The sequence below is a fragment of the Streptomyces sp. G5(2025) genome (assembly GCF_049542075.1).
Lineage (GTDB): Bacteria > Actinomycetota > Actinomycetes > Streptomycetales > Streptomycetaceae > Streptomyces.
Genome location: NZ_JBMUZT010000006.1, coordinates 2,887,628 through 2,907,666, shown reverse-complemented (window position 1 = coordinate 2,907,666; position 20,039 = coordinate 2,887,628). Strand labels below are relative to the sequence as shown.

Annotated in this window: 19 protein-coding genes and 2 pseudogenes; 17 read left to right on the top strand and 4 right to left on the bottom strand. The window is 72.1% G+C overall.

What is annotated here, in order from left to right; translation table 11 throughout:
* The first annotated feature begins 327 nt into the window (after positions 1-327).
* The 3 genes from ACOBQB_RS23990 to ACOBQB_RS23980 all read left to right on the top strand — a co-directional run bounded on the left by ACOBQB_RS23990 (position 328) and on the right by ACOBQB_RS23980 (position 2,343).
* Positions 328-930 (top strand): hypothetical protein, encoded by a 603-nt coding sequence (locus ACOBQB_RS23990; protein ID WP_423594188.1) that lies wholly within the window; start codon positions 328-330, stop codon positions 928-930.
* Between the two features lie 144 nt (positions 931-1,074).
* Complete coding sequence (locus ACOBQB_RS23985) at positions 1,075-1,803, top strand: hypothetical protein (protein WP_423594187.1); 729 nt, start codon at positions 1,075-1,077, stop codon at positions 1,801-1,803.
* Between the two features lie 36 nt (positions 1,804-1,839).
* Positions 1,840-2,343 carry a hypothetical protein gene (locus ACOBQB_RS23980; RefSeq protein ID WP_423594186.1) on the top strand — a complete coding sequence of 168 codons (504 nt, stop codon included), beginning with the start codon at positions 1,840-1,842 and terminating at the stop codon, positions 2,341-2,343.
* A gap of 27 nt (positions 2,344-2,370) precedes the next feature.
* Here the strand turns inward: ACOBQB_RS23980 and ACOBQB_RS23975 are convergent, their stop codons facing one another.
* Both ACOBQB_RS23975 and ACOBQB_RS23970 read right to left on the bottom strand, forming a co-directional pair.
* On the bottom strand, positions 2,371-3,018 hold the full coding sequence (locus ACOBQB_RS23975; protein WP_423594185.1) for an NAD(P)-dependent oxidoreductase: 648 nt from the start codon (positions 3,016-3,018) through the stop codon (positions 2,371-2,373).
* 52 nt (positions 3,019-3,070) lie between these two features.
* The gene (locus ACOBQB_RS23970) at positions 3,071-4,012 is read right to left on the bottom strand and encodes an EamA family transporter (protein ID WP_423594184.1); all 942 of its coding nucleotides are present in this window, start codon (positions 4,010-4,012) and stop codon (positions 3,071-3,073) included.
* A 118-nt stretch (positions 4,013-4,130) separates the two neighbouring features.
* On the opposite strand from ACOBQB_RS23970, the gene ACOBQB_RS23965 reads away from it, so the two are divergent.
* From ACOBQB_RS23965 to ACOBQB_RS23915, 11 genes and pseudogenes are all read left to right on the top strand, one after another.
* Positions 4,131-4,688: a MarR family winged helix-turn-helix transcriptional regulator gene (locus ACOBQB_RS23965; protein ID WP_423594183.1), complete on the top strand. Its 558-nt coding sequence runs from the start codon at positions 4,131-4,133 to the stop codon at positions 4,686-4,688.
* Positions 4,689-4,861: 173 nt separating this feature from the next.
* On the top strand, positions 4,862-6,205 hold the full coding sequence (locus ACOBQB_RS23960) for a nitrate/nitrite transporter (protein ID WP_423594182.1): 1,344 nt from the start codon (positions 4,862-4,864) through the stop codon (positions 6,203-6,205).
* Between the two features lie 138 nt (positions 6,206-6,343).
* Positions 6,344-7,522: a uroporphyrinogen-III synthase gene (locus tag ACOBQB_RS23955; RefSeq protein WP_423594181.1), complete on the top strand. Its 1,179-nt coding sequence runs from the start codon at positions 6,344-6,346 to the stop codon at positions 7,520-7,522.
* 127 nt (positions 7,523-7,649) lie between these two features.
* A complete protein-coding gene (locus tag ACOBQB_RS23950) occupies positions 7,650-8,237 on the top strand; it encodes a CGNR zinc finger domain-containing protein (RefSeq protein WP_423594180.1) in 588 nt (195 codons plus the stop codon).
* 113 nt (positions 8,238-8,350) lie between these two features.
* A pseudogene (locus ACOBQB_RS23945) lies at positions 8,351-8,452 on the top strand (CGNR zinc finger domain-containing protein); the annotation flags it as partial.
* Positions 8,453-8,565: 113 nt separating this feature from the next.
* Positions 8,566-8,667: pseudogene (locus ACOBQB_RS23940) on the top strand (CGNR zinc finger domain-containing protein); the annotation flags it as partial.
* Between the two features lie 103 nt (positions 8,668-8,770).
* The gene (locus ACOBQB_RS23935) at positions 8,771-9,346 is read left to right on the top strand and encodes a sigma-70 family RNA polymerase sigma factor (protein ID WP_205035524.1); all 576 of its coding nucleotides are present in this window, start codon (positions 8,771-8,773) and stop codon (positions 9,344-9,346) included.
* Positions 9,343-10,152 carry a zf-HC2 domain-containing protein gene (locus ACOBQB_RS23930; RefSeq protein WP_423594179.1) on the top strand — a complete coding sequence of 270 codons (810 nt, stop codon included), beginning with the start codon at positions 9,343-9,345 and terminating at the stop codon, positions 10,150-10,152. The genes ACOBQB_RS23935 and ACOBQB_RS23930 overlap by 4 nt, the downstream gene beginning before the upstream one ends.
* Positions 10,153-10,298: 146 nt before the next feature.
* Complete coding sequence (locus tag ACOBQB_RS23925; RefSeq protein WP_423598712.1) at positions 10,299-12,647, top strand: HelD family protein; 2,349 nt, start codon at positions 10,299-10,301, stop codon at positions 12,645-12,647.
* Between the two features lie 405 nt (positions 12,648-13,052).
* The gene (locus ACOBQB_RS23920; protein ID WP_423594178.1) at positions 13,053-14,486 is read left to right on the top strand and encodes an NAD-dependent malic enzyme; all 1,434 of its coding nucleotides are present in this window, start codon (positions 13,053-13,055) and stop codon (positions 14,484-14,486) included.
* 230 nt (positions 14,487-14,716) lie between these two features.
* Positions 14,717-14,998: an HU family DNA-binding protein gene (locus tag ACOBQB_RS23915; RefSeq protein WP_016645140.1), complete on the top strand. Its 282-nt coding sequence runs from the start codon at positions 14,717-14,719 to the stop codon at positions 14,996-14,998.
* A gap of 75 nt (positions 14,999-15,073) precedes the next feature.
* On the opposite strand, the gene murA is transcribed toward ACOBQB_RS23915, so the two are convergent.
* Entirely contained in the window at positions 15,074-16,423 is a 1,350-nt protein-coding gene (murA, locus tag ACOBQB_RS23910) for a UDP-N-acetylglucosamine 1-carboxyvinyltransferase (RefSeq protein ID WP_127910285.1), read from the bottom strand.
* 254 nt (positions 16,424-16,677) lie between these two features.
* On the opposite strand from murA, the gene ACOBQB_RS23905 reads away from it, so the two are divergent.
* On the top strand, positions 16,678-17,277 hold the full coding sequence (locus ACOBQB_RS23905) for a YqgE/AlgH family protein (protein ID WP_423594177.1): 600 nt from the start codon (positions 16,678-16,680) through the stop codon (positions 17,275-17,277).
* Here the strand turns inward: ACOBQB_RS23905 and ACOBQB_RS23900 are convergent.
* A complete protein-coding gene (locus tag ACOBQB_RS23900) occupies positions 17,250-18,161 on the bottom strand; it encodes a LysR family transcriptional regulator (protein WP_423594176.1) in 912 nt (303 codons plus the stop codon). The two genes, ACOBQB_RS23905 and ACOBQB_RS23900, sit on opposite strands and share 28 nt — an antisense overlap.
* A gap of 110 nt (positions 18,162-18,271) precedes the next feature.
* Between ACOBQB_RS23900 and ACOBQB_RS23895 the strand changes: the two genes are divergently transcribed.
* Both ACOBQB_RS23895 and ACOBQB_RS23890 read left to right on the top strand, forming a co-directional pair.
* The gene (locus ACOBQB_RS23895) at positions 18,272-19,468 is read left to right on the top strand and encodes an MFS transporter (RefSeq protein WP_423594175.1); all 1,197 of its coding nucleotides are present in this window, start codon (positions 18,272-18,274) and stop codon (positions 19,466-19,468) included.
* A gap of 259 nt (positions 19,469-19,727) precedes the next feature.
* Positions 19,728-20,033 carry a DUF3039 domain-containing protein gene (locus ACOBQB_RS23890; RefSeq protein WP_055550135.1) on the top strand — a complete coding sequence of 102 codons (306 nt, stop codon included), beginning with the start codon at positions 19,728-19,730 and terminating at the stop codon, positions 20,031-20,033.
* The last annotated feature ends 6 nt before the right edge of the window (positions 20,034-20,039 follow it).

Sequence of the window (20,039 nt, the reverse complement as noted above, 5' to 3'; positions counted from 1 at the left end):
CGCGACTGTTACGCGCGAGTACGTGACCGTAATGAGCTGAAATACCTCTGGAAATGGGGGTGTTGAAGAGGCGGACCACACGTCACACGTGGGCGGGACGGCTGAGGTGATTCGCGATGGCGAAGAGGGGTAGGGATCAAAGTCCCTGCACGTAGCCGTGTTGACGGCGTGACCACGGAAAGCGTTGCAACCGCTAATGCGAAGGGTGGAGGTGACGGTAATGATCTCGACGCACCGCGTGACCGGCTCCTAAGCTGGCGGCTCTTCCTGCTGCTCGCACGGGGGAACTCTGCTGAGCGGCGGGTCCGTCACTGCCAGGAGATCACTTTGCTCTGCAAGAAGACCGCGCTGCGCCTCGCCGCGCCCGTCGCCGTACTCGCCCTCGCCCTGACCGCCTGCGGCGGCGGGGACGACAAGAAGTCGGAGGAGAAGCCGAAGGCGGACGCCCCCAAGTCCCGGACCGAGTCCGAGAAGCCGTCGGCGCTGGCGGCCGGTGAGAGCACCACGGGGAAGGTCAAGGAGGGCGACGCGACTGTCACGTATGACGTCGCCGCGCAGAAGGTCGACGTGGGCACGGAGGCCGAGACCAAGAAGCTGGTCTCGGACCCGAAGGACGCCAAGGGGCTGGTGGCGGCGGTCGCCCACGTGAAGTACACCTTCAAGGAGGGCGCCCCGCTCAAGGACGTCCCGGACGTGGGCGACGGCGCGGAGGTCTACGCCGACGGCACCCGTGGCGGCCTGCTGATCGGCGCCTCCGAGAACGCGCCGGGCTGCGAGGACGAACTGGAGCTGGAGGGCTGGAAGAAGGGCGAGAGCCACGTGATCTGCCAGACGTACCTGGTGCCGGTCGGCGCCAAGGAGCTGGAGGTCCACTGGGCGCCCGAGGACAGCGAGGGTGAGCCGGCGGTGTGGAAGTTCCCGGCGAAGTGACGCAGCGGGCGGGGCCGGGCGGCCCCGCCTTCCGTCTTTGCGCCCCCAACCGCGAACGCGGGTGGGGGCGGCGCCGTTCGGCGACGGCGCGGTGGCGTGGAGCGACGGCGGCGTGCCGACGCGGTTGGCGTCGCCCCTCGCCGCATGGATAGCTTGGTTCACTCCAGCGACCCCAGCGAATCCGAAGAACCCACGCCCCACCAGGAGCTGACCGTGAACCGCCGCCCCACTTTGCTCGCAGCGGCCGCCTTGACCGCTGTCGCGGCCCTTTCGCTCTCCGCCTGCGGAAGCGGTGACGGGGGAGCCGAGGGCAATGAGAAGATCGCGGGCGCGGACGAGGGTGACAAGAAGAGAGAATCACAGTCGCCGAAGGCTTCGGATGACGGGATCGAGCGGCCCGAGGTGACCTTGCCGAAGGGTGACAGGATCATCTTTTCGCCCGAGGAGACAGGCGAGGCCAAGACGGACGCGGTGCTGCGCGACAACGCGGAGTATCTCCGCGCCATTGACGAGGCGATCGAGAAGCAGGACCCCAAGTCCGAGGCCATCGTCTTCTACAGCAAGGACTCGGCTCTGCTCGGGACCGTGGACTGGGTCAGCGGCTTCGTCACGGACGGCACGACGGTGACGGGCACCGTGCGCTACTTCAACCGCAAGGTCGTCTTCAGCAAGGACGGTTCGGCCGGCCTCACGTACTGCGCCGACGAGTCCAAGGGCTACACGAAGGACCGCAAGACGCAGAAGGTCAACGTCACCAAGCCCACGGAGAACTCGTACGTGTTCTACGACGACCGGCTCCGCAAGAACGCCAAGGGCGTGTGGCAGGTGACCAAGAGCACCTCCGAGCGCGGGAGCGAGGTCTGCCGGCCGTGACGCGCCGAGGGCGAGACGCCGGACGAGCCGCTCGCCGTGACCCCGCGGATCCTCGCCGAGTACGCGTACGACGAACTGCCCGTCCCGGACACCGAGGTCAGGATGGCCCCTGAGGGCGAGTCCAAGGTCAATCTGCCGACGTGGGCCTGGTGGGACAAGGCGAAGTTCAAGCCGGTGTCGGTGACCGCGAGCATTCCGGAGTCGGGGCTCTCCGCGACCACGACCGCGAAGCCCTTCGCGCTCACGATCGACCCCGGGACGGCGGACGCCGAGACGTATCCGGCCTCGGGCGAGTGCCCCATCGACGGCGGCAGGATCGGCAGCCCACGCGCCAAGGGCTCACCGGCGGACACGGAACCGCCGTGCGGTGTGCGGTACCTGCGGTCTTCGGCCAAGGGCGGGGCGTACCAGCTGAAGGCCACCCTCACCTGGAAGATCAGCTGGACCAGCACCGATGATGACGGCGGCGGCCTCCCGGACGGAGTCTACGGCGCGTCGCAGGACGTCGTGGTACGCGAAGTGCAGGCCGTCAACCGGTGAGCGGCGGCCGGGCGGTACCACCCGGTCTCAATACCCGGCCGTGAACCGGCCACGGTGATGACGAGGGTTCTCCGCCTCGTCCATGAGAGCCACCGCCGCGTCCTCCATGGAGAGGGAGGACGTGCCGTCGGGGGCCACCAGTAGTTCGTCCTTGCCGAGGCGGAAGGTGCCTGTGCGGGTGCCCGGTTCGAAGAGGGCGGGAGGGCTCAGGTAGGTCCAGTCCACGGGGGTGTCCGCCGTGCGGAGTGCCTCGTACTGGGCGGTGGAGGCCTCGGCTATGGGGCGCCAGGCCTCGGGGATATACCGGGGGTCGTCGATCGCCAGGGTTCCGTCCGTGCCGGGCACCGTCAGGCTGCTCGCGCCGCCGATCACCAGGAGGCGTACGCCGGGGGTGCGGGCGAGGCCCGTCAGGAGGGACCTGATGACGGCCGCGTGGTCGGCCTCGCGGCCGGGAGCCGGTCTTGTCGCGTCGACCACGACGTCCTGCCCGGCGGCCAGTTCCGCCACGTGGTCGGGGTCGCCCGCGTCGCCCGAGCGGTGCGTGGCCCCGCGGTGCGGTTCCGCGTGGCGGGCCGGGTCGCGGACCACGGCGGTGACCTCGTGGCCGCGGGCCAGGGCCTCGGCGACGACGCGGCTTCCCGCGTTGCCGGCCGCTCCGAAGACGGTGATGCGCATCGTGGTGCTCCTCGCGTTGAGTTCGGGTGGGGTTGGGGGGGCTGGTGTGGCGTCATGTCCTGCGTGCGCGGCGGAGGTTCTGGCCCAGCAGGACGCTCGCCATCACCAGGACCAGGCCGCCCAGCTGCCAGAGGGTCAGCGTCTGGCCCAGGAGCAGCAGGCCCGCCAGCGTGGCGACGACCGGGTTGGTCAGGCCGAGGAAGGAGACCGAGGAGGCGGGCAGGCGTTCGATGCCGCGGAACCACAGGGCGTACGCGAGGGCCGTGCCGATGATGCCGAGGTAGGCGTACCCCGCGACGTTGGCCCCGGTGAAGTGGTCGGGCAGGCCCTCGGCGGTCAGCGCGATGGGCGCCAGGACCAGGCCGCCCGCGGTCAGCTGCCACCCCGTGAGCGCGAGCAGTGAGACCCCTTCCGGGCGGCCCCAGCGCTTGCTGAGGACCACGGCCAGGGCCATCAGTGTCGTGGCCGTCAGCATCGCGGCGATCCCGGTGGCGTCGACCGCCGCGCTGCCGCGCAGGACCAGCAGGGCGACGCCGACGACGCCGACGAGGCCCGCGAGCAGCGTACGGCGGGTGGGCCGCACCTTCAGGACGCCGATCCCGAAGCCCGCCACGAGCAGCGGCATGACCGCGCTGATCGTCGAGGCGACACCGCCGGGCAGGTGGTAGGCGCCGAAGAAGAGGAGCGGGAAGAACGCGCCGAAGTTGAGCAGCCCGAGCACGGCCGCCTTCCACCACCAGTCGCCGCGCGGCAGCCGCCGGGTGAGCGCGAGCAGGATCAGCCCGGCGGGCAGGGCGCGCAGCGCGGCGGCGAGCAACGGCCGGTCCGGGGGCAGGAGTTCGGTGGTCGTGACGTAGGTGGTGCCCCAGGTGGCGGGGCCGATGGCGGCGAGTGCGGCGATGCCTGCGGCGGATGTGGCGGCGGGCTCGACAAGGCTACGGGGCGCGGCGCTCCCCTCGCGCTGTGCGCTGCGGCTGCTGACGGACACGGACATGACGCTTCCCCTCGTCGTTCCCCTCAACGCTGCTATTCTCAACGTTGAGCTAAATATGGGCCCAGGGTCCGCGAACGTCAAGTATCTGAACGTTGAGAGATTCGGAGCGGTGGCTGCCATGACGAAGAAGACCGAGAAGGAACCGCCGGCCGAGCCGCGCCCCGACGCTCCCGACGCCATCGACGAACTGCGCGGCCAGTGGCGCCGCGAGCGCCCCGACCTCGACGACACCGGGCTTGACGCGATGGCCCTGGTGGGCCGCATCAAGCGCGCCGACCACCTGCTGAGCAAGGGCATGAAGAAGGTCTTCGTCGAATACGGCCTGGAATTCGCGGAGTTCGACGTCCTCGCCACGCTGCGCCGCGTCGGTGCCCCGCACGAACTGACCGCGGGCGGCCTCCTCAAGACCGCGATGGTGACCTCCGGCGCCATCACCAACCGCCTCGACAAGCTCGAAGGCAAGGGCCTGATCGAACGCCTGCCCGACCCCAGCGACCGCCGCGCCATCCGCGTACGCCTCACCGAGGCCGGCCGTGACCTGGTCGACCGCGCGGTCGTCGACCACGTGGCCAACGAGGAACGCATGCTGGCCGCCCTCGCCCCGGCCGACCGCGCCGCCCTCGACGGCGCCCTGCGCCGCCTCCTGGTCTCCCTGGGGGACACCCACCTCGGCTGAACGACACCGCCCCCTCACCGCCCCGCCCCGCCCCCGGTGAGAGCAACGTTCCCCGCCGGTCACTGGGCGCCACAGCGCCGAAACGCGTGATCCCTACCTTCGGGAGCGTCGGCACCTTCGGGAGCGTCGGCCGGTGTCCGTGGATCAGCGGTGATCAGTGGTGGAGGCGTGTGATGTGGATCGAGCGGTGGGACCCGGAGGACGAGAAGTTCTGGAAGGAGGAGGGAGGGGAGCGGGTCGCCCGGCGGAACCTCGCGTTCTCCGTGCTCTCCGAGCACATCGGGTTCTCCGTCTGGAGCCTGTGGTCCGTGATGGTCCTGTTCATGGGGCCGGAGTACGGGATCGACCCGGCCGGCAAGTTCTTCCTGGTGTCGATGGCGACCCTGGTGGGGGCCGTCGTCCGCGTCCCCTACACCTTCGCCGTCGCCCGCTTCGGCGGGCGCAACTGGACCGTCATCGCCGCCTCCCTCCTGCTCCTGCCGACCGTCGCCGCGTTCCTCGTCATGGAGCCGGGGACCTCGTACACCACCTTCATGGTGTGCGCGCTGCTCACCGGCGTCGGCGGAGGCAACTTCGCCTCCAGCATGACCAACATCAACTCCTTCTTCCCGCTGCGCGAGAAGGGCTGGGCGCTCGGCCTCAACGCCGGGGGCGGCAACATCGGCGTACCCGTCGTACAGCTCGTCGGGCTCGCCGTCATCGGGGCGAGCGGCGGGCCCCGGGTGGTGCTCGGGATCTACATCCCGCTGGTCCTTCTCTCCGTCTTCTGCGCCGCCCGCTACATGGACAGCATCTCGTCCGTACGCAACGACACGGGCGCCGTCAGGGCCGCCGTCCGGGACGCGCACACGTGGATCATGGCGTTCCTGTACGTGGGGACGTTCGGCTCCTTCATCGGGTACAGCTTCGCCTTCGGGCTCGTCCTCCAGACGCAGTTCGGGCGTACGCCGCTGGAGGCCGCCCAGCTGACCTTCATCGGGCCGCTGCTCGGCTCGCTCATCCGGCCCGTGGGCGGGCGGCTCGCCGACCGGCACGGCGGGGCGCGCATCACCCTCGCCAACTTCGCCGCGATGGGCGCCGCGACCGGCGCCGTCGTGATCGCCTCGGTCAAGGAGTCGCTGCCGCTGTTCGTCGGCGCCTTCATCGCCCTGTTCGTGCTCACCGGGCTCGGCAACGGATCGACGTACAAGATGATCCCCGGGATCTTCCAGGCCAAGGCCGAGCGCAAGGGGCTGGTGGGGGAGGAGGCCGCGGCGTACGGGCGGCGGCTGTCCGGGGCGGCGATGGGGCTGATCGGGGCGGTCGGCGCGCTCGGCGGGCTCGGCATCAACCTCGCCCTGCGGCAGTCCTTCCAGACCGTGGGGTCGGGCACGGGGGCGTTCGTGGCGTTCCTCGGCTTCTACGGGGTGTGCTCGGTGGTCACCTGGGCCGTATACCTTCGCGGCAAGGCGGTCCGCCGTACGGCCGCCGGGGCCGATACGGACGTGAAGTCGCAGCTCAGCTACGCCGAGGTGTGACGTAACACGGCGGACATCGCGGCGAACCGGGCCTGTCACGCACGATTGACAGGCTCGGTCGTCCGCCGCCCACTTGCGACGAACAATGAGCGGGACGAAACGAAACGGACCACGAGCGGGACGAGACGAGACAGGCCTATGCGCGCGACCCCAGCGAACCCCGATTCCCCGACGGCCTCCGATTCCGCGAAGGCGCACGGGCCTCTCGCCGGGTTCACCGTCGGCGTGACCGCCGCCCGGCGCGCCGACGAGCTGGGCGCGCTGCTCCAGCGGCGCGGCGCCACGGTCCTGCACGCCCCGGCGCTGCGCATCGTGCCGCTCGCCGACGACAGCGAACTCCTCGCGGCGACCAAGGAGCTGATCGACCACGCCCCGGACGTCGTGATCGCCACCACCGCCATCGGGTTCCGCGGCTGGATCGAGGCCGCCGACGGCTGGGGGTACGGCGAGGCGCTGCTCGGCTGCCTGCGCGGCGTCGAGCTGCTCGCCCGGGGGCCGAAGGTGAAGGGCGCGGTGCGGGCCGCCGGGCTCACCGAGGAGTGGTCGCCGTCGTCCGAGTCGATGGCGGAGGTGCTCGACCGGCTGCTCGGCGAGGGCGTCGCCGGGCGCCGCGTCGCGCTGCAACTGCACGGCGAACCGCTGCCCGGCTTCGTCGAGGCGCTGCGGGCGGGCGGGGCGGAGGTCGTCGGCGTGCCCGTCTACCGGTGGCTGCCGCCGGAGGACCTCGCGCCCGTGGACCGGCTGCTCGACGTGACGGTGGGGCGGGGCGTCGACGCCCTCACGTTCACCAGCGCGCCCGCCGCCGCCTCGCTGCTGGCCCGCGCCGAGGAGCGCGGCATGGCGGACGAGTTCCTGGCCGCCCTCGGCCATGACGTGCTGCCCGCCTGCGTGGGGCCCGTGACCGCGCTGGCGCTCCAGTCGCGCGGCGTCGACACCGTGCAGCCCGAACGCTTCCGGCTCGGCCCTCTCGTCCAGCTGCTCTGCCAGGAGCTCCCGGCCCGCGCCAGGGTGCTGCCCATCGCCGGGCGCCGGGTGGAGATCCGCGGCCACGCCGTCCTGGTCGACGACGAGCTGCGGGCCGTGCCGCCCGCCGGCATGGCCCTGCTGCGCGCCCTCGCCCGGCGCCCCGGCTGGGTGGTGGCCCGCGCGGAACTGCTGCGCGCGCTGCCCGGCACCGGGCGTGACGAGCACGCCGTGGAGACGGCCATGGCGCGGCTGCGTACGTCCCTGGGGGCGCCGAAGCTGATCCAGACGGTGGTCAAGCGGGGCTACCGGCTCGCGATCGACCCGGCGGCGGAATCCAAGTACGCGGAGTGACAGGTGATCTGACGAAGCGTCCGACGCGGGCCGGTGGGAGGGGTTCCGGACCCGCCGGGTGGCGTGCACTGTAGGGGGTAGGCGACGGCACTCCCTCACCGGTTACCCCCAAGGCGGTGACAGACGCATGGCGTTGGGCACGGCCCCGGCCCCGTACGCGCTGCGATTTGACTCCGGGCGCGGCTGCCTGGACCTCGTGGCGACGCGCCACCCCGTGGAACGGCTCGACTCCGTACGCGGACTGCGCGCCTGGCTCACGGGCGCCGGTCTCGTCCCGCCGGGTGCCCCGCTGTCCGGCGCGGACCCGGGCTGGCTCACCGCGTTCCGCGAACTACGGGGTTACGTGGAGGAGCTGGTGCTCGGCGAGATCGAGCACCGCCCCGCCGACGGCGCCCTGGAGCACGTCAACGCACTGGCCGCCGCCGCGCCCCCGGCCCCCCGCGCGGTACGCACCGCCGACGGCACCCTGACCCGCGTCCTGCGCGACGACCCGGCCTGCGCGGCACTGCTCGCCTGCGTCGCCAGGGACGCCGTCGACCTGCTCACCGACCCCGCGGCCCGCGCCCTGCTGCGCCAGTGCGAGGGCGACACCTGCCCCCTCCTCTACCTCGACACCTCCCGCGGCCATCGCCGCCGCTGGTGCTCCAGCGAGGTCTGCGGCAACCGCGAGCGGGTGGCCCGGCATCGGCGCCGGGCGGCGCTCACCCGGGCGTGAACCGGTCGCGAGCCGTGCGGCGTTGGGCGCCGGGCCTTCGCGTACGTGCTTTGAGCGTGGGGCCGGCTCGGTGTGTCCGAGGCGTGGGCTCCGGAGGCGCGTGTGGGAGGGGTTCGGGCCGCGGCCATCGCCGCCGCTGGTGCTCCAGCGAGGTCTGCGGCAACCGCGAGCGGGTGGCCCGGCATCGGCGCCGGGCGGCGCTCACCCGGGCGTGAACCGGTCGCGAGCCGTGCGGCGTTGGGCGCCGGGCCTTCGCGTACGTGCTTTCAGCGTGGGGCCGGCTCGGTGTGTCCGAGGCGTGGGCTCCGGAGGCGCGTGTGGGAGGGGTTCGGGCCGCGGCCATCGCCGCCGCTGGTGCTCCAGCGAGGTCTGCGGCAACCGCGAGCGGGTGGCCCGGCATCGGCGCCGGGCGGCGCTCACCCGGGCGTGAACCGGTCGCGAGCCGCGCGGCGTTGAACACCCGGCACTCCGCTTACGTACCTCCGGCATGAGACCCACCCGACCCGCCCGAAGCGCGGACACCGGAGGCAGACGTGCGCAAGGATTCCGCTGTGGCCGATGAACGACCGCGGCCGCCCCGGCACCGTCTCGGCCGGCCGCCGGGGCCGGACGAGGAACTGATGCGCGCGCTCTACCGCGAGCACGCGGGACCGCTGCTCGCGTACGTGCTGCGGCTGGTCGCGGGGGACCGGCAGCGCGCCGAGGACGTGGTGCAGGAAACGCTCATCCGTGCCTGGAAGAACGCCGGTCAGCTCAACCGGGCGACCGGCTCGGTACGCCCCTGGCTGGTGACGGTCGCCCGGCGCATCGTCATCGACGGCCACCGCAGCCGGCAGGCCCGGCCGCAGGAGGTCGATCCGTCGCCGCTGGAGGTCATCCCCGCGGAGGACGAGATCGACAAGGCACTGTGGCTGATGACGCTCTCCGACGCCCTGGAGGACCTGACTCCCGCACACCGCGAGGTACTTGTCGAGACGTACTTCAAGGGGCGTACGGTCAACGAGGCGGCCGCGACGCTGGGTATCCCCAGCGGCACGGTCCGCTCACGGGTCTTCTACGCGCTTCGCTCGATGAAGCTCGCACTGGAGGAGCGGGGGGTGCAGGCATGACCGGGTCCTACGACCACCACGGCGCGTGGCGGGACGGCACCGTCCACGAGGCCGTCGGCGCCTACGCCCTCGGCGTCCTGGACGAGGCGGAGCGCGCGTGGTTCGAGGCGCACCTCGCGGGCTGCGAGCCCTGCGCCCGGCAGCTGGAGGAGTTCTCCGCCGTGGAGCCGATGCTGGCGGCGCTCGCCGACCTCCCCGGCGGGCGCGGCGCACCGGAGATCGGCGAACCGCTCGCCGCGCGCCCCGGCCCGCGCCTCGCCGACCGCCTCCTCGGTGAGGTGTCGCGCACGCGCGAGCGGCGGCGCAGGCGCGGCCTGTTCCTGGTCGCGGCGGCCGTCGCGCTGATCGTCGGCGGCCCGCTCACCGTCCTCGCGGTGACCGGCGACGGCGACGGCGGCGGCCGCGGCCCCAAGGACCTCGCCGCCGACCCGCACCCCACCAGCCCCGCCGAGGACGCCTTCTTCCACCACATGGAGGAGAAGAGGGCGGCCACCGACCCGGCGACCAAGGTCAGCGCCACGGTCGGCACGGAGAAGAAGGCCTGGGGCACCCACGCCGTCCTGGAGCTGAAGAACGTCAAGGGCCCCCTCAAATGCTCCCTCGTCGCGGTCGGCAAGGACGGCACGAAGGAGACGGTCACCAGCTGGTCGGTGCCCAAGTGGGGCTACGGCATCAAGGACAGCCCGGACAAGTGGGCGCGCGGGCCGCTGTACGTCCACGGGGGCGCTGCCATGGACCGTAACGACATCGACCGTTTCGAGGTGACGACGTTCGACGGCGACCGCCTGGTCGAGGTCGACGTATAGACGTACAGCCACGTACAGCCACGTACAGCCACGTGCGGGCACGGCCAGGTGCACAAGCGCGGTCCCTTTCGCGTACGGTGGACGGCTGCTCAACAGGGGCAGCAGCACGCTCGAAAGGGGCCTCGGTGGCCGACGTCAACGCAGTGATGCCGTCAGGCACACGCGACCGCGAGATCAGCGTCGAACAGGACCATCTCGACCAGGTCTACCGACGTCTTGAGGAGAAGATCCACGAGGCCGAGTTCCTGATGAACGACGCCGCGAAGCGCTCCCAGGTCGGTACGCCGGGCGCGCTCGCCGAACGCGACGCGCAGGTCTTCCGCGCGGGCGTCCATCTCAACCGGCTCAACAACGAGTTCGAGGACTTCCTCTTCGGCCGCATCGACCTGCTCCAGGGCAAGGACGGCAAGAAGGGCCCCGACGGCGCGTACACGGCCGTGGAGCCCGCCGAGGGCGCCGTGCGCGAGAACAACACGGCCGAGATCGCGGAGACGCTGCACATCGGCCGCATCGGCGTCCTCGACGCGGACTACTCCCCGCTCGTCATCGACTGGCGCGCGCCCGCCGCCGCCCCCTTCTACCGCTCGACCCCGGTCGACCCGGGCCGGGTCGTACGCCGCCGCGTCATCCGCTCCAAGGGCCGCAAGGTCCTCGGCGTGGAGGACGACCTGATGCGTCCGGAGATCACCGCCTACCTCGACGGCGAGAAGCTGCCGGTGATCGGCGACGGCGCGCTGATGGCCGCGCTCGGGCAGGCCCGCAGCCACACCATGCGCGACATCGTGGCGTCCATCCAGGCCGAGCAGGACATGGTGATCCGCGCGCCCGCCGCGTCCGTGACGTACGTGGAGGGCGGCCCCGGCACCGGCAAGACGGCCGTGGCGCTGCACCGCGCGGCCTACCTCCTCTACCAGGACCGCCGCCGGTACGCGGGCGGCATCCTCATCGTCTCCCCGACCCCGCTCCTGGTCGCCTACACCGAGGGCGTCCTGCCCTCCCTCGGTGAGGAGGGCCAGGTGGCGATCCGCGCGGTCGGCTCCCTGGTCGACGGCGTCGAGGCCACGGTCTACGACTCCCCGGCGGTGGCCCGCGTCAAGGGTTCCTCGCGCATGCTGGGCGTGCTGCGCAAGGCGGCCCGGGGTGCGCTGGAGGGCGTACAGGACAGGCGGCCCAAGGCACCCCGCGACGAACAGCTGACCTTCGGCGACGACCCGACGGAACCGCGGAGCGGCCCGGAGCCCCAGGGCGCCCCCACCCGCCTCCGCGTCGTCGCCTTCGGCCGCCGCCTCGAACTGGACGCCGAGCAGTTGAACCGCATCCGCCGCAACGCCCTCGGCGGCACCGCCCCCGTCAATCTGCTGCGCCCGCGCGCCCGCAAGCTCCTCCTGGACGCCCTGTGGTCGCAGTCCGGGGCCGCGGGCCGCCACTCCGACCCCGAACTCGCCGCCGAGCTGCGCTCCTCCTTCGACGACGACATCACGTCCGAGGACGACTTCATCCGCTTCCTCGACGCCTGGTGGCCGGAGCTGACCCCGCGCGCGGTCCTGGCCGCGATGGGCGACGAGCGGCGCCTGGGCCGCTGGGCCCGCCGCGCCCTGAACCCCGGCGAGATCCGCAAGGTCGCCCGGTCCCTCAAGCGGGACGCCCTGTCCGTGCACGACGTGGCGCTGCTCGACGAGCTCCAGGCGATCCTCGGCACCCCGTACCGGCCCAAGAAGAAGCGCGAACTGGACCCCCTCGACCAGCTCACCGGCCTCGAAGAGCTGATGCCGCGGCGCGAGGAGTCCCAGCGCGAGCGCGCCGAACGCCTGGCGGCCGAGCGCACCGAGTACGCCCACGTCATCGTCGACGAGGCGCAGGACCTCACGCCCATGCAGTGGCGCATGGTCGGGCGCCGCGGCCGGCACGCCACCTGGACGGTCGTCGGCGACCCGGCGCAGTCCTCGTGGTCCGACCCGGACGAGGCGGCCGAGGCCCGTGACGAGGCGCTGGGCAGCCGCCCGCGCCGCCGCTTCACGCTCACCGTCAACTACCGCAACCCCGCCGAGATCGCCGAGGTGGCCGCCAGGGTCCTGGCGCTCGCGATGCCGGGCGCCGACTCGCCCTCGGCGGTCCGCTCGACCGGCGTCGAGCCCCGCTTCCGCGTCGTGCGCGACGGGGACCTCGGCGCCTCGGTGCGCGAGGAGGCGGCCCTGCTCCTGGAGCGGGTGAGCGGCACGGTCGGTGTGGTCGTCGCGATGAACCGCCGCGACCAGGCGGCCCGCTGGCTCGCCGGGCTCGGCGAGCGCGTGGTGGCGCTCGGCAGCCTGGAGGCCAAGGGCCTGGAGTACGACGCGACGGTCGTCGTCTCGCCCGCGGAGATCGCCGACGAGTCCCCGGCGGGCCTGCGGGTCCTGTACGTGGCGCTGACGCGCGCGACGCAGCAGCTGACGGTCCTGTCGGGCGAGCGGGACGAACCGGACGCGCAGGGCGTGCCCGACCTCCTCCGCGACTGAGGCAAGGGGAGTTCCCCGGGAGTTCACGGGACGCAAATTGCCTTACGGGGATCGTTTGTTACCTTGGATGTGGCACCGGCTCGATCCAAGCCCCCGGGCCCAACCTTCGTCGCTACGAGCGACCACTTGCCGCGAGGCGAGCATGGCGGGTCGGTGTCATGAACGGATGAGAGAGGCCCACGTCACCAAGTGACGTGGGCCTCTTTCTGTTTCCCACAACTTCTCGTATGGTGGAAACAAGTTTCCGAAAAAGTGCCCCAGGTGATCCGATGACGGCGATTCGATGACGCCGTGCACCCGCCGGTGAACAAAACGTTCTCAATCCGGGGCGGCTACCACGTACCCGGCGGTAGGTGCGACCATCGGACGGCAAGAGCTACAAGGTGAAAGCAGAGGAAGTCGGCCATGGCAACGGCGCCCAGCGTCTCCTACTCGATGACGGTCCGGCTGGAGGTGCCCGCGAGCGGAACCGCGGTCTCCCAGCTCACCACGGCCGTCGAGTCATCCGGGGGCTCGGTCACCGGCCTCGACGTCACGGCCTCCGGCCACGAGATGCTGCGGATCGACGTGACGATCGCGGCGTCCTCCACCACGCACGCCGACGAGATCGTCGAGCAGCTGCGCACCATCGAGGGCGTCACCCTCGGCAAGGTCTCCGACCGTACGTTCCTGATGCACCTCGGCGGCAAGATCGAGATGGCGTCCAAGCACCCCATCAGGAACCGTGACGACCTCTCCATGATCTACACCCCGGGTGTCGCCCGGGTCTGCATGGCGATCGCCGAGAACCCCGAGGACGCGCGCCGCCTGACGATCAAGCGCAACTCCGTTGCGGTCGTAACGGACGGTTCGGCCGTCCTCGGCCTCGGCAACATCGGCCCGAAGGCCGCGCTGCCGGTCATGGAGGGCAAGGCGGCCCTCTTCAAGCGCTTCGCCGGCATCGACGCCTGGCCGCTGTGCCTGGACACCCAGGACACCGACGCCATCGTCGAGATCGTCAAGGCCATCGCCCCCGGCTTCGCGGGCATCAACCTGGAGGACATCTCCGCGCCCCGCTGCTTCGAGATCGAGGCCCGGCTGCGCGAGGCCCTGGACATCCCCGTCTTCCACGACGACCAGCACGGCACCGCGATCGTCGTCCTCGCCGCCCTCACCAACGCGCTGCGTGTCGTGGGCAAGGGCATCGGCGACGTGCGCGTGGTCATGTCGGGCGCGGGCGCGGCCGGTACGGCCATCCTGAAGCTGCTGCTCGCCGCGGGCGTCAAGAACGCCGTGGTGGCCGACATCCACGGCGTCGTGCACGCCGACCGCGAGGACCTGGTCTCCGCCGACGTGGACTCGCCGCTGCGCTGGATCGCCGACAACACCAACCCCGAGGGCCTGACCGGCACGCTCAAGGAGGCCGTGGTCGGCGCCGACGTCTTCATCGGCGTCTCGGCCCCGAACGTGCTGAACGGCGACGATGTCGCGGCCATGGCCGACGGCGCCATCGTGTTCGCGCTCGCGAACCCCGACCCCGAGGTCGACCCGGCGATCGCCCGGCAGACGGCGGAGGTCGTGGCCACCGGCCGCTCGGACTTCCCGAACCAGATCAACAACGTCCTGGTCTTCCCGGGCGTCTTCCGCGGCCTGCTCGACGCCCAGTCGCGTACGGTCAACACGGAGATGATGCTGGCCGCCGCGGGCGCCCTCGCCGACGTCGTCGCCGAGGACGAGCTGAACCGCAACTACATCATCCCCAGCGTCTTCAACGACAAGGTCGCGGGCGCCGTGGCCGGTGCCGTGCGCACCGCCGCCAAGGCCGCGGGCGCCGCTGTGACGGGTCCCACGTCCGCCTGACCTCGGCGCGTCGCGAGGCGCCCGGTCATAAACGCCCCTTTAGGGTGGCGGACCATGGCCCTGCGGCCCTTCGGAGGGTGCCGGATTGGCTTTCCCGCCGCAGGTGGGGGCAGGATGCGTAATCGGGCGCGAGGGTCTGACGCAAGACCCGGGTCCGGGGACTGTCCGAGGACCCTGGCAGCATCGGCTTCGATCACGCCTCAACGGCAAAAGAACACGGGAGTACAAACATGAACCGCAGTGAGCTGGTGGCCGCGCTGGCCGACCGCGCCGAGGTGACCCGCAAGGACGCCGACGCCGTGCTGGCCGCGTTCGCCGAGACCGTCGGCGAGATCGTTGCCAAGGGCGACGAGAAGGTCACCATCCCCGGCTTCCTGACCTTCGAGCGCACCCACCGTGCCGCTCGCACCGCCCGTAACCCGCAGACCGGCGAGCCGATCAACATCCCGGCCGGTTACAGCGTCAAGGTTTCGGCTGGTTCCAAGCTGAAGGAAGCGGCCAAGGGGAAGTAACCCTGAGCAGCTGAAAGGGGCGGTCACCCACCGGGTGACCGCCCCTTTCCCATGTGCTGACGCGCTGAGGGCCTGTTACAGCGCCGCCTTGCCGTTCGGCAGCTCGACCTTCGCGCCGAGCTCCTGGAGCTTGTCCATGAAGTTCTCGTAGCCGCGGTTGATCAGGTCGATGCCGTGGACGCGGGAGGTGCCCTGGGCCGCGAGAGCGGCGATCAGGTACGAGAAGCCGCCGCGCAGGTCGGGGATGACCAGATCGGCGCCCTGGAGCTTCGTGGGGCCGCTGACAACCGCCGAGTGCAGGAAGTTGCGCTGGCCGAAGCGGCAGTCGGAGCCGCCGAGGCACTCGCGGTAGAGCTGGATGTGCGCGCCCATCTGGTTGAGCGCGGAGGTGAAGCCGAGCCGCGACTCGTACACCGTCTCGTGGACGATGGACAGGCCCGCGGCCTGCGTCAGGGCCACGACGAGCGGCTGCTGCCAGTCGGTCTGGAAGCCGGGGTGCACGTCCGTCTCCAGGGCGATCGCGTTGAGCGAGCCGCCCGGGTGCCAGAAGCGGATGCCCTCGTCGTCGATCTCGAAGGCACCGCCCACCTTCCGGTAGGTGTTCAGGAACGTCATCATCGAGCGCTGCTGGGCGCCGCGGACGTAGATGTTGCCTTCGGTCGCCAGGGCCGCGGAAGCCCAGGAGGCGGCCTCCAGGCGGTCCGAGAGGGCGTGGTGGTTGTAGCCGCCCAGGCTGTCGACACCGGTGATCCTTATGGTCCGGTCGGTGTCCATGGCGATGATCGCGCCCATTTTCTGCAGGACGCAGATCAGGTCCTCGATCTCCGGCTCGACCGCGGCGTTGGAGAGCTCGGTCACACCCTCCGCGAGGACGGCGGTGAGCAGGACCTGCTCGGTGGCGCCCACGGACGGGTACGGCAGACGGATCTTGGTGCCGCGCAGGCGCTGCGGGGCCTCCAGGTACTGGCCGTCGGCGCGCTTCTCGATGGTGGCGCCGAACTGGCGGAGCACCTCGAAGTGGAAGTCGATCGGCCGGCCGCCGATGTCGCAGCCACCGAGGCCGGGGATGAAGGCGTGCCCGAGGCGGTGCAGGAGCGGGCCGCAGAAGAGGATCGGAATCCGCGACGAGCCGGCGTGGGCGTCGATGTCGGCGACGTTGGCGCTCTCGACGTGCGAGGGGTCCAGGATGAGCTCGCCCGGCTCCTCACCGGGGCGGACCGTCACGCCGTGCAGCTGGAGCAGGCCGCGTACGACACGCACGTCGCGAATGTCCGGGACGTTGCGCAGCCGGCTCGGAGCGCTGCCGAGCAGCGCGGCAACCATGGCCTTGGGCACGAGGTTCTTCGCGCCGCGGACACGGATCTCGCCCTCCAGCGGGGTTCCGCCGTGGACAAGCAGTACATCGTCAATGCCGGTGACGGTCATGAATCTCGCGTTCCGATTGGATGGACGGGGGGACCAAAGGGCAAGCGTAATGGCCGCGTACCCCCCTTCCGTAAGGCCAAGGGCGTGCAAAACAGGTCATGAGTTCGCCACAACACGAACCGTGCGGAACCGGACACTCCGGGTCACCGGCCCCTGCTGTGCGCTCCGGTCGCTCTCATGCGCCCTGAACTGCACCGGCTCACGTCCGGCCATTACCTCCCCGCTCGCGGCGAAGATGCGGGATCATGTGGTCCATGACCGAGGTGTCCTCGCTCACAGGGCGGCTGCTCGTGGCCACGCCGGCCCTGGCGGACCCCAATTTCGACCGTGCGGTGGTGCTGCTCCTCGACCACGACGAGGAGGGCTCGCTCGGCGTCGTCCTGAACCGCCCGACACCCGTGGGCGTCGCCGACATCCTGGAGGGCTGGGGCGACCTGGCCGGGGCGCCGGGCGTCGTCTTCCAGGGTGGCCCCGTCTCGCTGGACTCGGCGCTCGGCGTCGCGGTGATCCCCGGCGAGGAGGGCACGCCGCTCGGCATCCGCTACCGCACGGGCCGCGTCGATCCCGTCGGCTTCCGCCGGGTGCACGGCGCGATCGGCCTCGTCGACCTGGAGGCCCCGCCCGAGCTGCTCTCCCCGGCCCTCGGCAGCCTGCGGATCTTCGCGGGCTACTCCGGGTGGGGGCCCGGCCAGCTGGAGACGGAGCTGGCCGACGGCGCCTGGTATGTGGTCGAGTCCGAGCCGGGGGACGTCTCCTCGCCGGACCCGGAGCGGCTGTGGCGCGCGGTGCTCAGACGCCAGCGCAGCGAGCTGGCGATGATCGCCACCTATCCGGACGACCCGTCGCTGAACTGACCGGCACCCTCCAGATACCGCTCGGCGAGCGGTAGCGCGTCCCTCGCCGGGACCGCCAGGCGCACGGCGACGGGCGGCGCGTTCTTCAGGCGTACGTAGCGCAGCGACGGGTGGGAGTGCCTGCGGGCCACCGGTTCCGGGGCGATGCCCACGCCGTGGCCGGCGGCGACCGCCTCCAGCCACTCGTCGAAGTTGTGGGCGGTGCAGGCGAGCCGGGGGCGGCGTCCCTCGGGCCACAGCTCGGGCCCCGTCGTGCCGGTGACCGTGTTGACGACCAGCGGCAGGTCCGCGAGTTCCGTCCAGTCGACGACACGGCGGCCCGCGAGTTCGGCCGCGTCGCGGGAGAGGACGGCGACGCGCGGCTCGTGCAGCAGCAGGCGCGAGCGCACCGTGTCGCCGGGTGGCAGCTCACCTCGTACGACCGCGATGTCGCAGGCGCCCGTCAGCAGGCCCGCGAGCGGGGCGTCGCCGCGCACCAGGCGCACGCCCGCTCCGGTGGCCGCCTTGAAGGTGGTGACGAGGGCCGCGCAGGCCTCGGGGAGCAGGGAGGTGAAGCCGAGGCGCAGGACGGGCGGCTCGGCCCCGGCGGCGGTGCGCAGGGTGCCCTCCAGCCGGCGCAGCAGCGGCGCGAGGTCGTCCCGCAGCCGCTGCCCGGCCCCGGTGAGCGCGACCCGCCGTGTGGTCCGGTCGAGGAGCCGCGCCCCGAGGCTCTCCTCCAGGGCCCGCACGGCCCGGGTGAGCGCGGGCTGCCCGACGCGGAGCCGGTCGGCGGCGTGCGTGAAGCTCAGCTCGTCGGCGACGGCGAGGAAGGCACGCAGGTGCCGCAGCTCGATGCCGTCCAGGGGCCCCTGGAGCCGTACGTCATTCATGCCGCCGTCATTCATGCCGCCCCAGCATAAATGCGCGTCGCCCGGCATTTCCCCCGGGATGCGGAGGCTGCCTACGTTTCCCCCGTCCGGCAGGACCGACGAGGGACACGAGGGAGTGGAGCGGCGTGCGCAAGGTGTGGCTGTTGATGGTGGGGGCCTTCACGTTGGGGCTCGACGCCTATGTGATGGCGGGGCTGCTGCCGGTCGTCGCCGGGGATCTGGGGACGACCGTGTCGCTCGCGGGGCAGATGGTCACCGTCTTCACCCTCGCGTACGCGGTCAGCGCGCCGCTCGTCGCCGGGCTGCTGTCCGGCGTACGGCCCCGCGTGCTGCTCCTCGCCGCGCTGGCCGTCTTCACGCTCGGCAACGGCCTCACCGCGCTCGCGCCCGGCCTCGGCGCACTGCTCGCGGCGCGCGCCGTGGCGGGGGTCGGCGCCGGGGTGTACTCGGCGCTGTCCACGGCGGCCGCCGCCTCGCTGGCGGGACCGGAGCGGCGCGGGCGGGCGCTCGCGCTGGTCATGGGCGGGATGAGTTCGGGCACGGTCCTCGGCGTCCCGCTGGGCGTGCTGCTCGCCGGCCACACGTCGTGGCGGGCCACGATGTGGCTGGTGACGGGGCTCGGCGCGGTCGCGCTCGTGGGGCTCGCGGTGGGGCTGCCCGAGGTGCCCGCCGAGGCGCCGGTCCCGCTGCGGACCCGGCTCGGGGCGCTCACCGACCGCAAGGTGCTGCCCATCGTGAGCGTCTCCTTCCTGGGGGCGGTGGCGAGCCTCGGCCTCTACACCTACCTCGCACCGGTACTCGACTCCTCGGGCGGCGTCGGCGAGAGCCAGGTGGCGCCGTACCTGTGGGCGTGGGGCATCGGCGGCGTGCTCGGCAGTGTGGCCGCCGGGCCGCTGGTGGACCGCACGGGCCGGGTGACGGCCCTGGTGACGGGGATCGTCTCCGCCCTGGTCGTCGCGATGGGTGCCCTGCCGCTGCTCGGCGCCGCCGCCTTCCCCGCGCTCGTCGTCTGGGGGGCCGCGGGCTGGGCGTTCCAGGTCCCGCAGCAGCACCGCCTGCTCGCCCTGCGCGCCGAGCGCGGCACGGTGGCCCTCGCGCTCAACAACTCCGCCCTCTACCTGGGCAGCGCGGTCGGCTCCGCCCTGGCGGGCCTCGCTCTTTCGATGGGTCTCGCTCCCGGTGCCCTGCCGTGGGCGGCGGCCGGGGTGGCCTTGGCGGGGCTCGTTCTGCACGTGTCCGCTGCGCGGGGCCGGCGGGGCGGAGGCGACTCCTGGGACGTGCGGGCCGGTGGGGGTTTGTCGCGCAGTTCCTCGCGCCCCTGAGGGGTGCCGTGGTGCGGTCTCGTTCTTTGTCTGCGGGTGGTGGGGGCTTGGGGCGCAGTTCCTCGCGCCCCTTCCGGGGCGCTGTGGTGCCCCCGGGCCCCTGAGGCGAGGTGGCACCTCGGCCCCTTCAGGGGCGCGGGGAACTGCGCGAGCAACCCCCACCGGGCCGCGCGATGCGAACGGGTCCCCCGCCCGGTGGCGGGGCGCTCGCGGTACGGCCGCTGCCTAGACGTCGCGCGCGTGAGTACCCTTGGCCCTTATGAGCACTCTTGAGCCCGAGCCCGAGCGCGGGGCAGGTACGGGGACCCTCGTAGAGCCGACGCCGCAGGTGTCGCACGGCGACGGCGACCACGAGCGCTACGCGCACTACGTCCAGAAGGACAAGATCATGGCGAGCGCGCTCGACGGCACGCCCGTCGTCGCGCTCTGCGGCAAGGTGTGGGTCCCCGGCCGCGACCCGAAGAAGTACCCCGTCTGTCCCATGTGCAAGGAGATCTACGAGTCCATGGGCGCCGGCGGCGACAAGGACAAGGGCGGCAAGGACGGCAAGGGCGGCAAGAAGTAGCCCTGC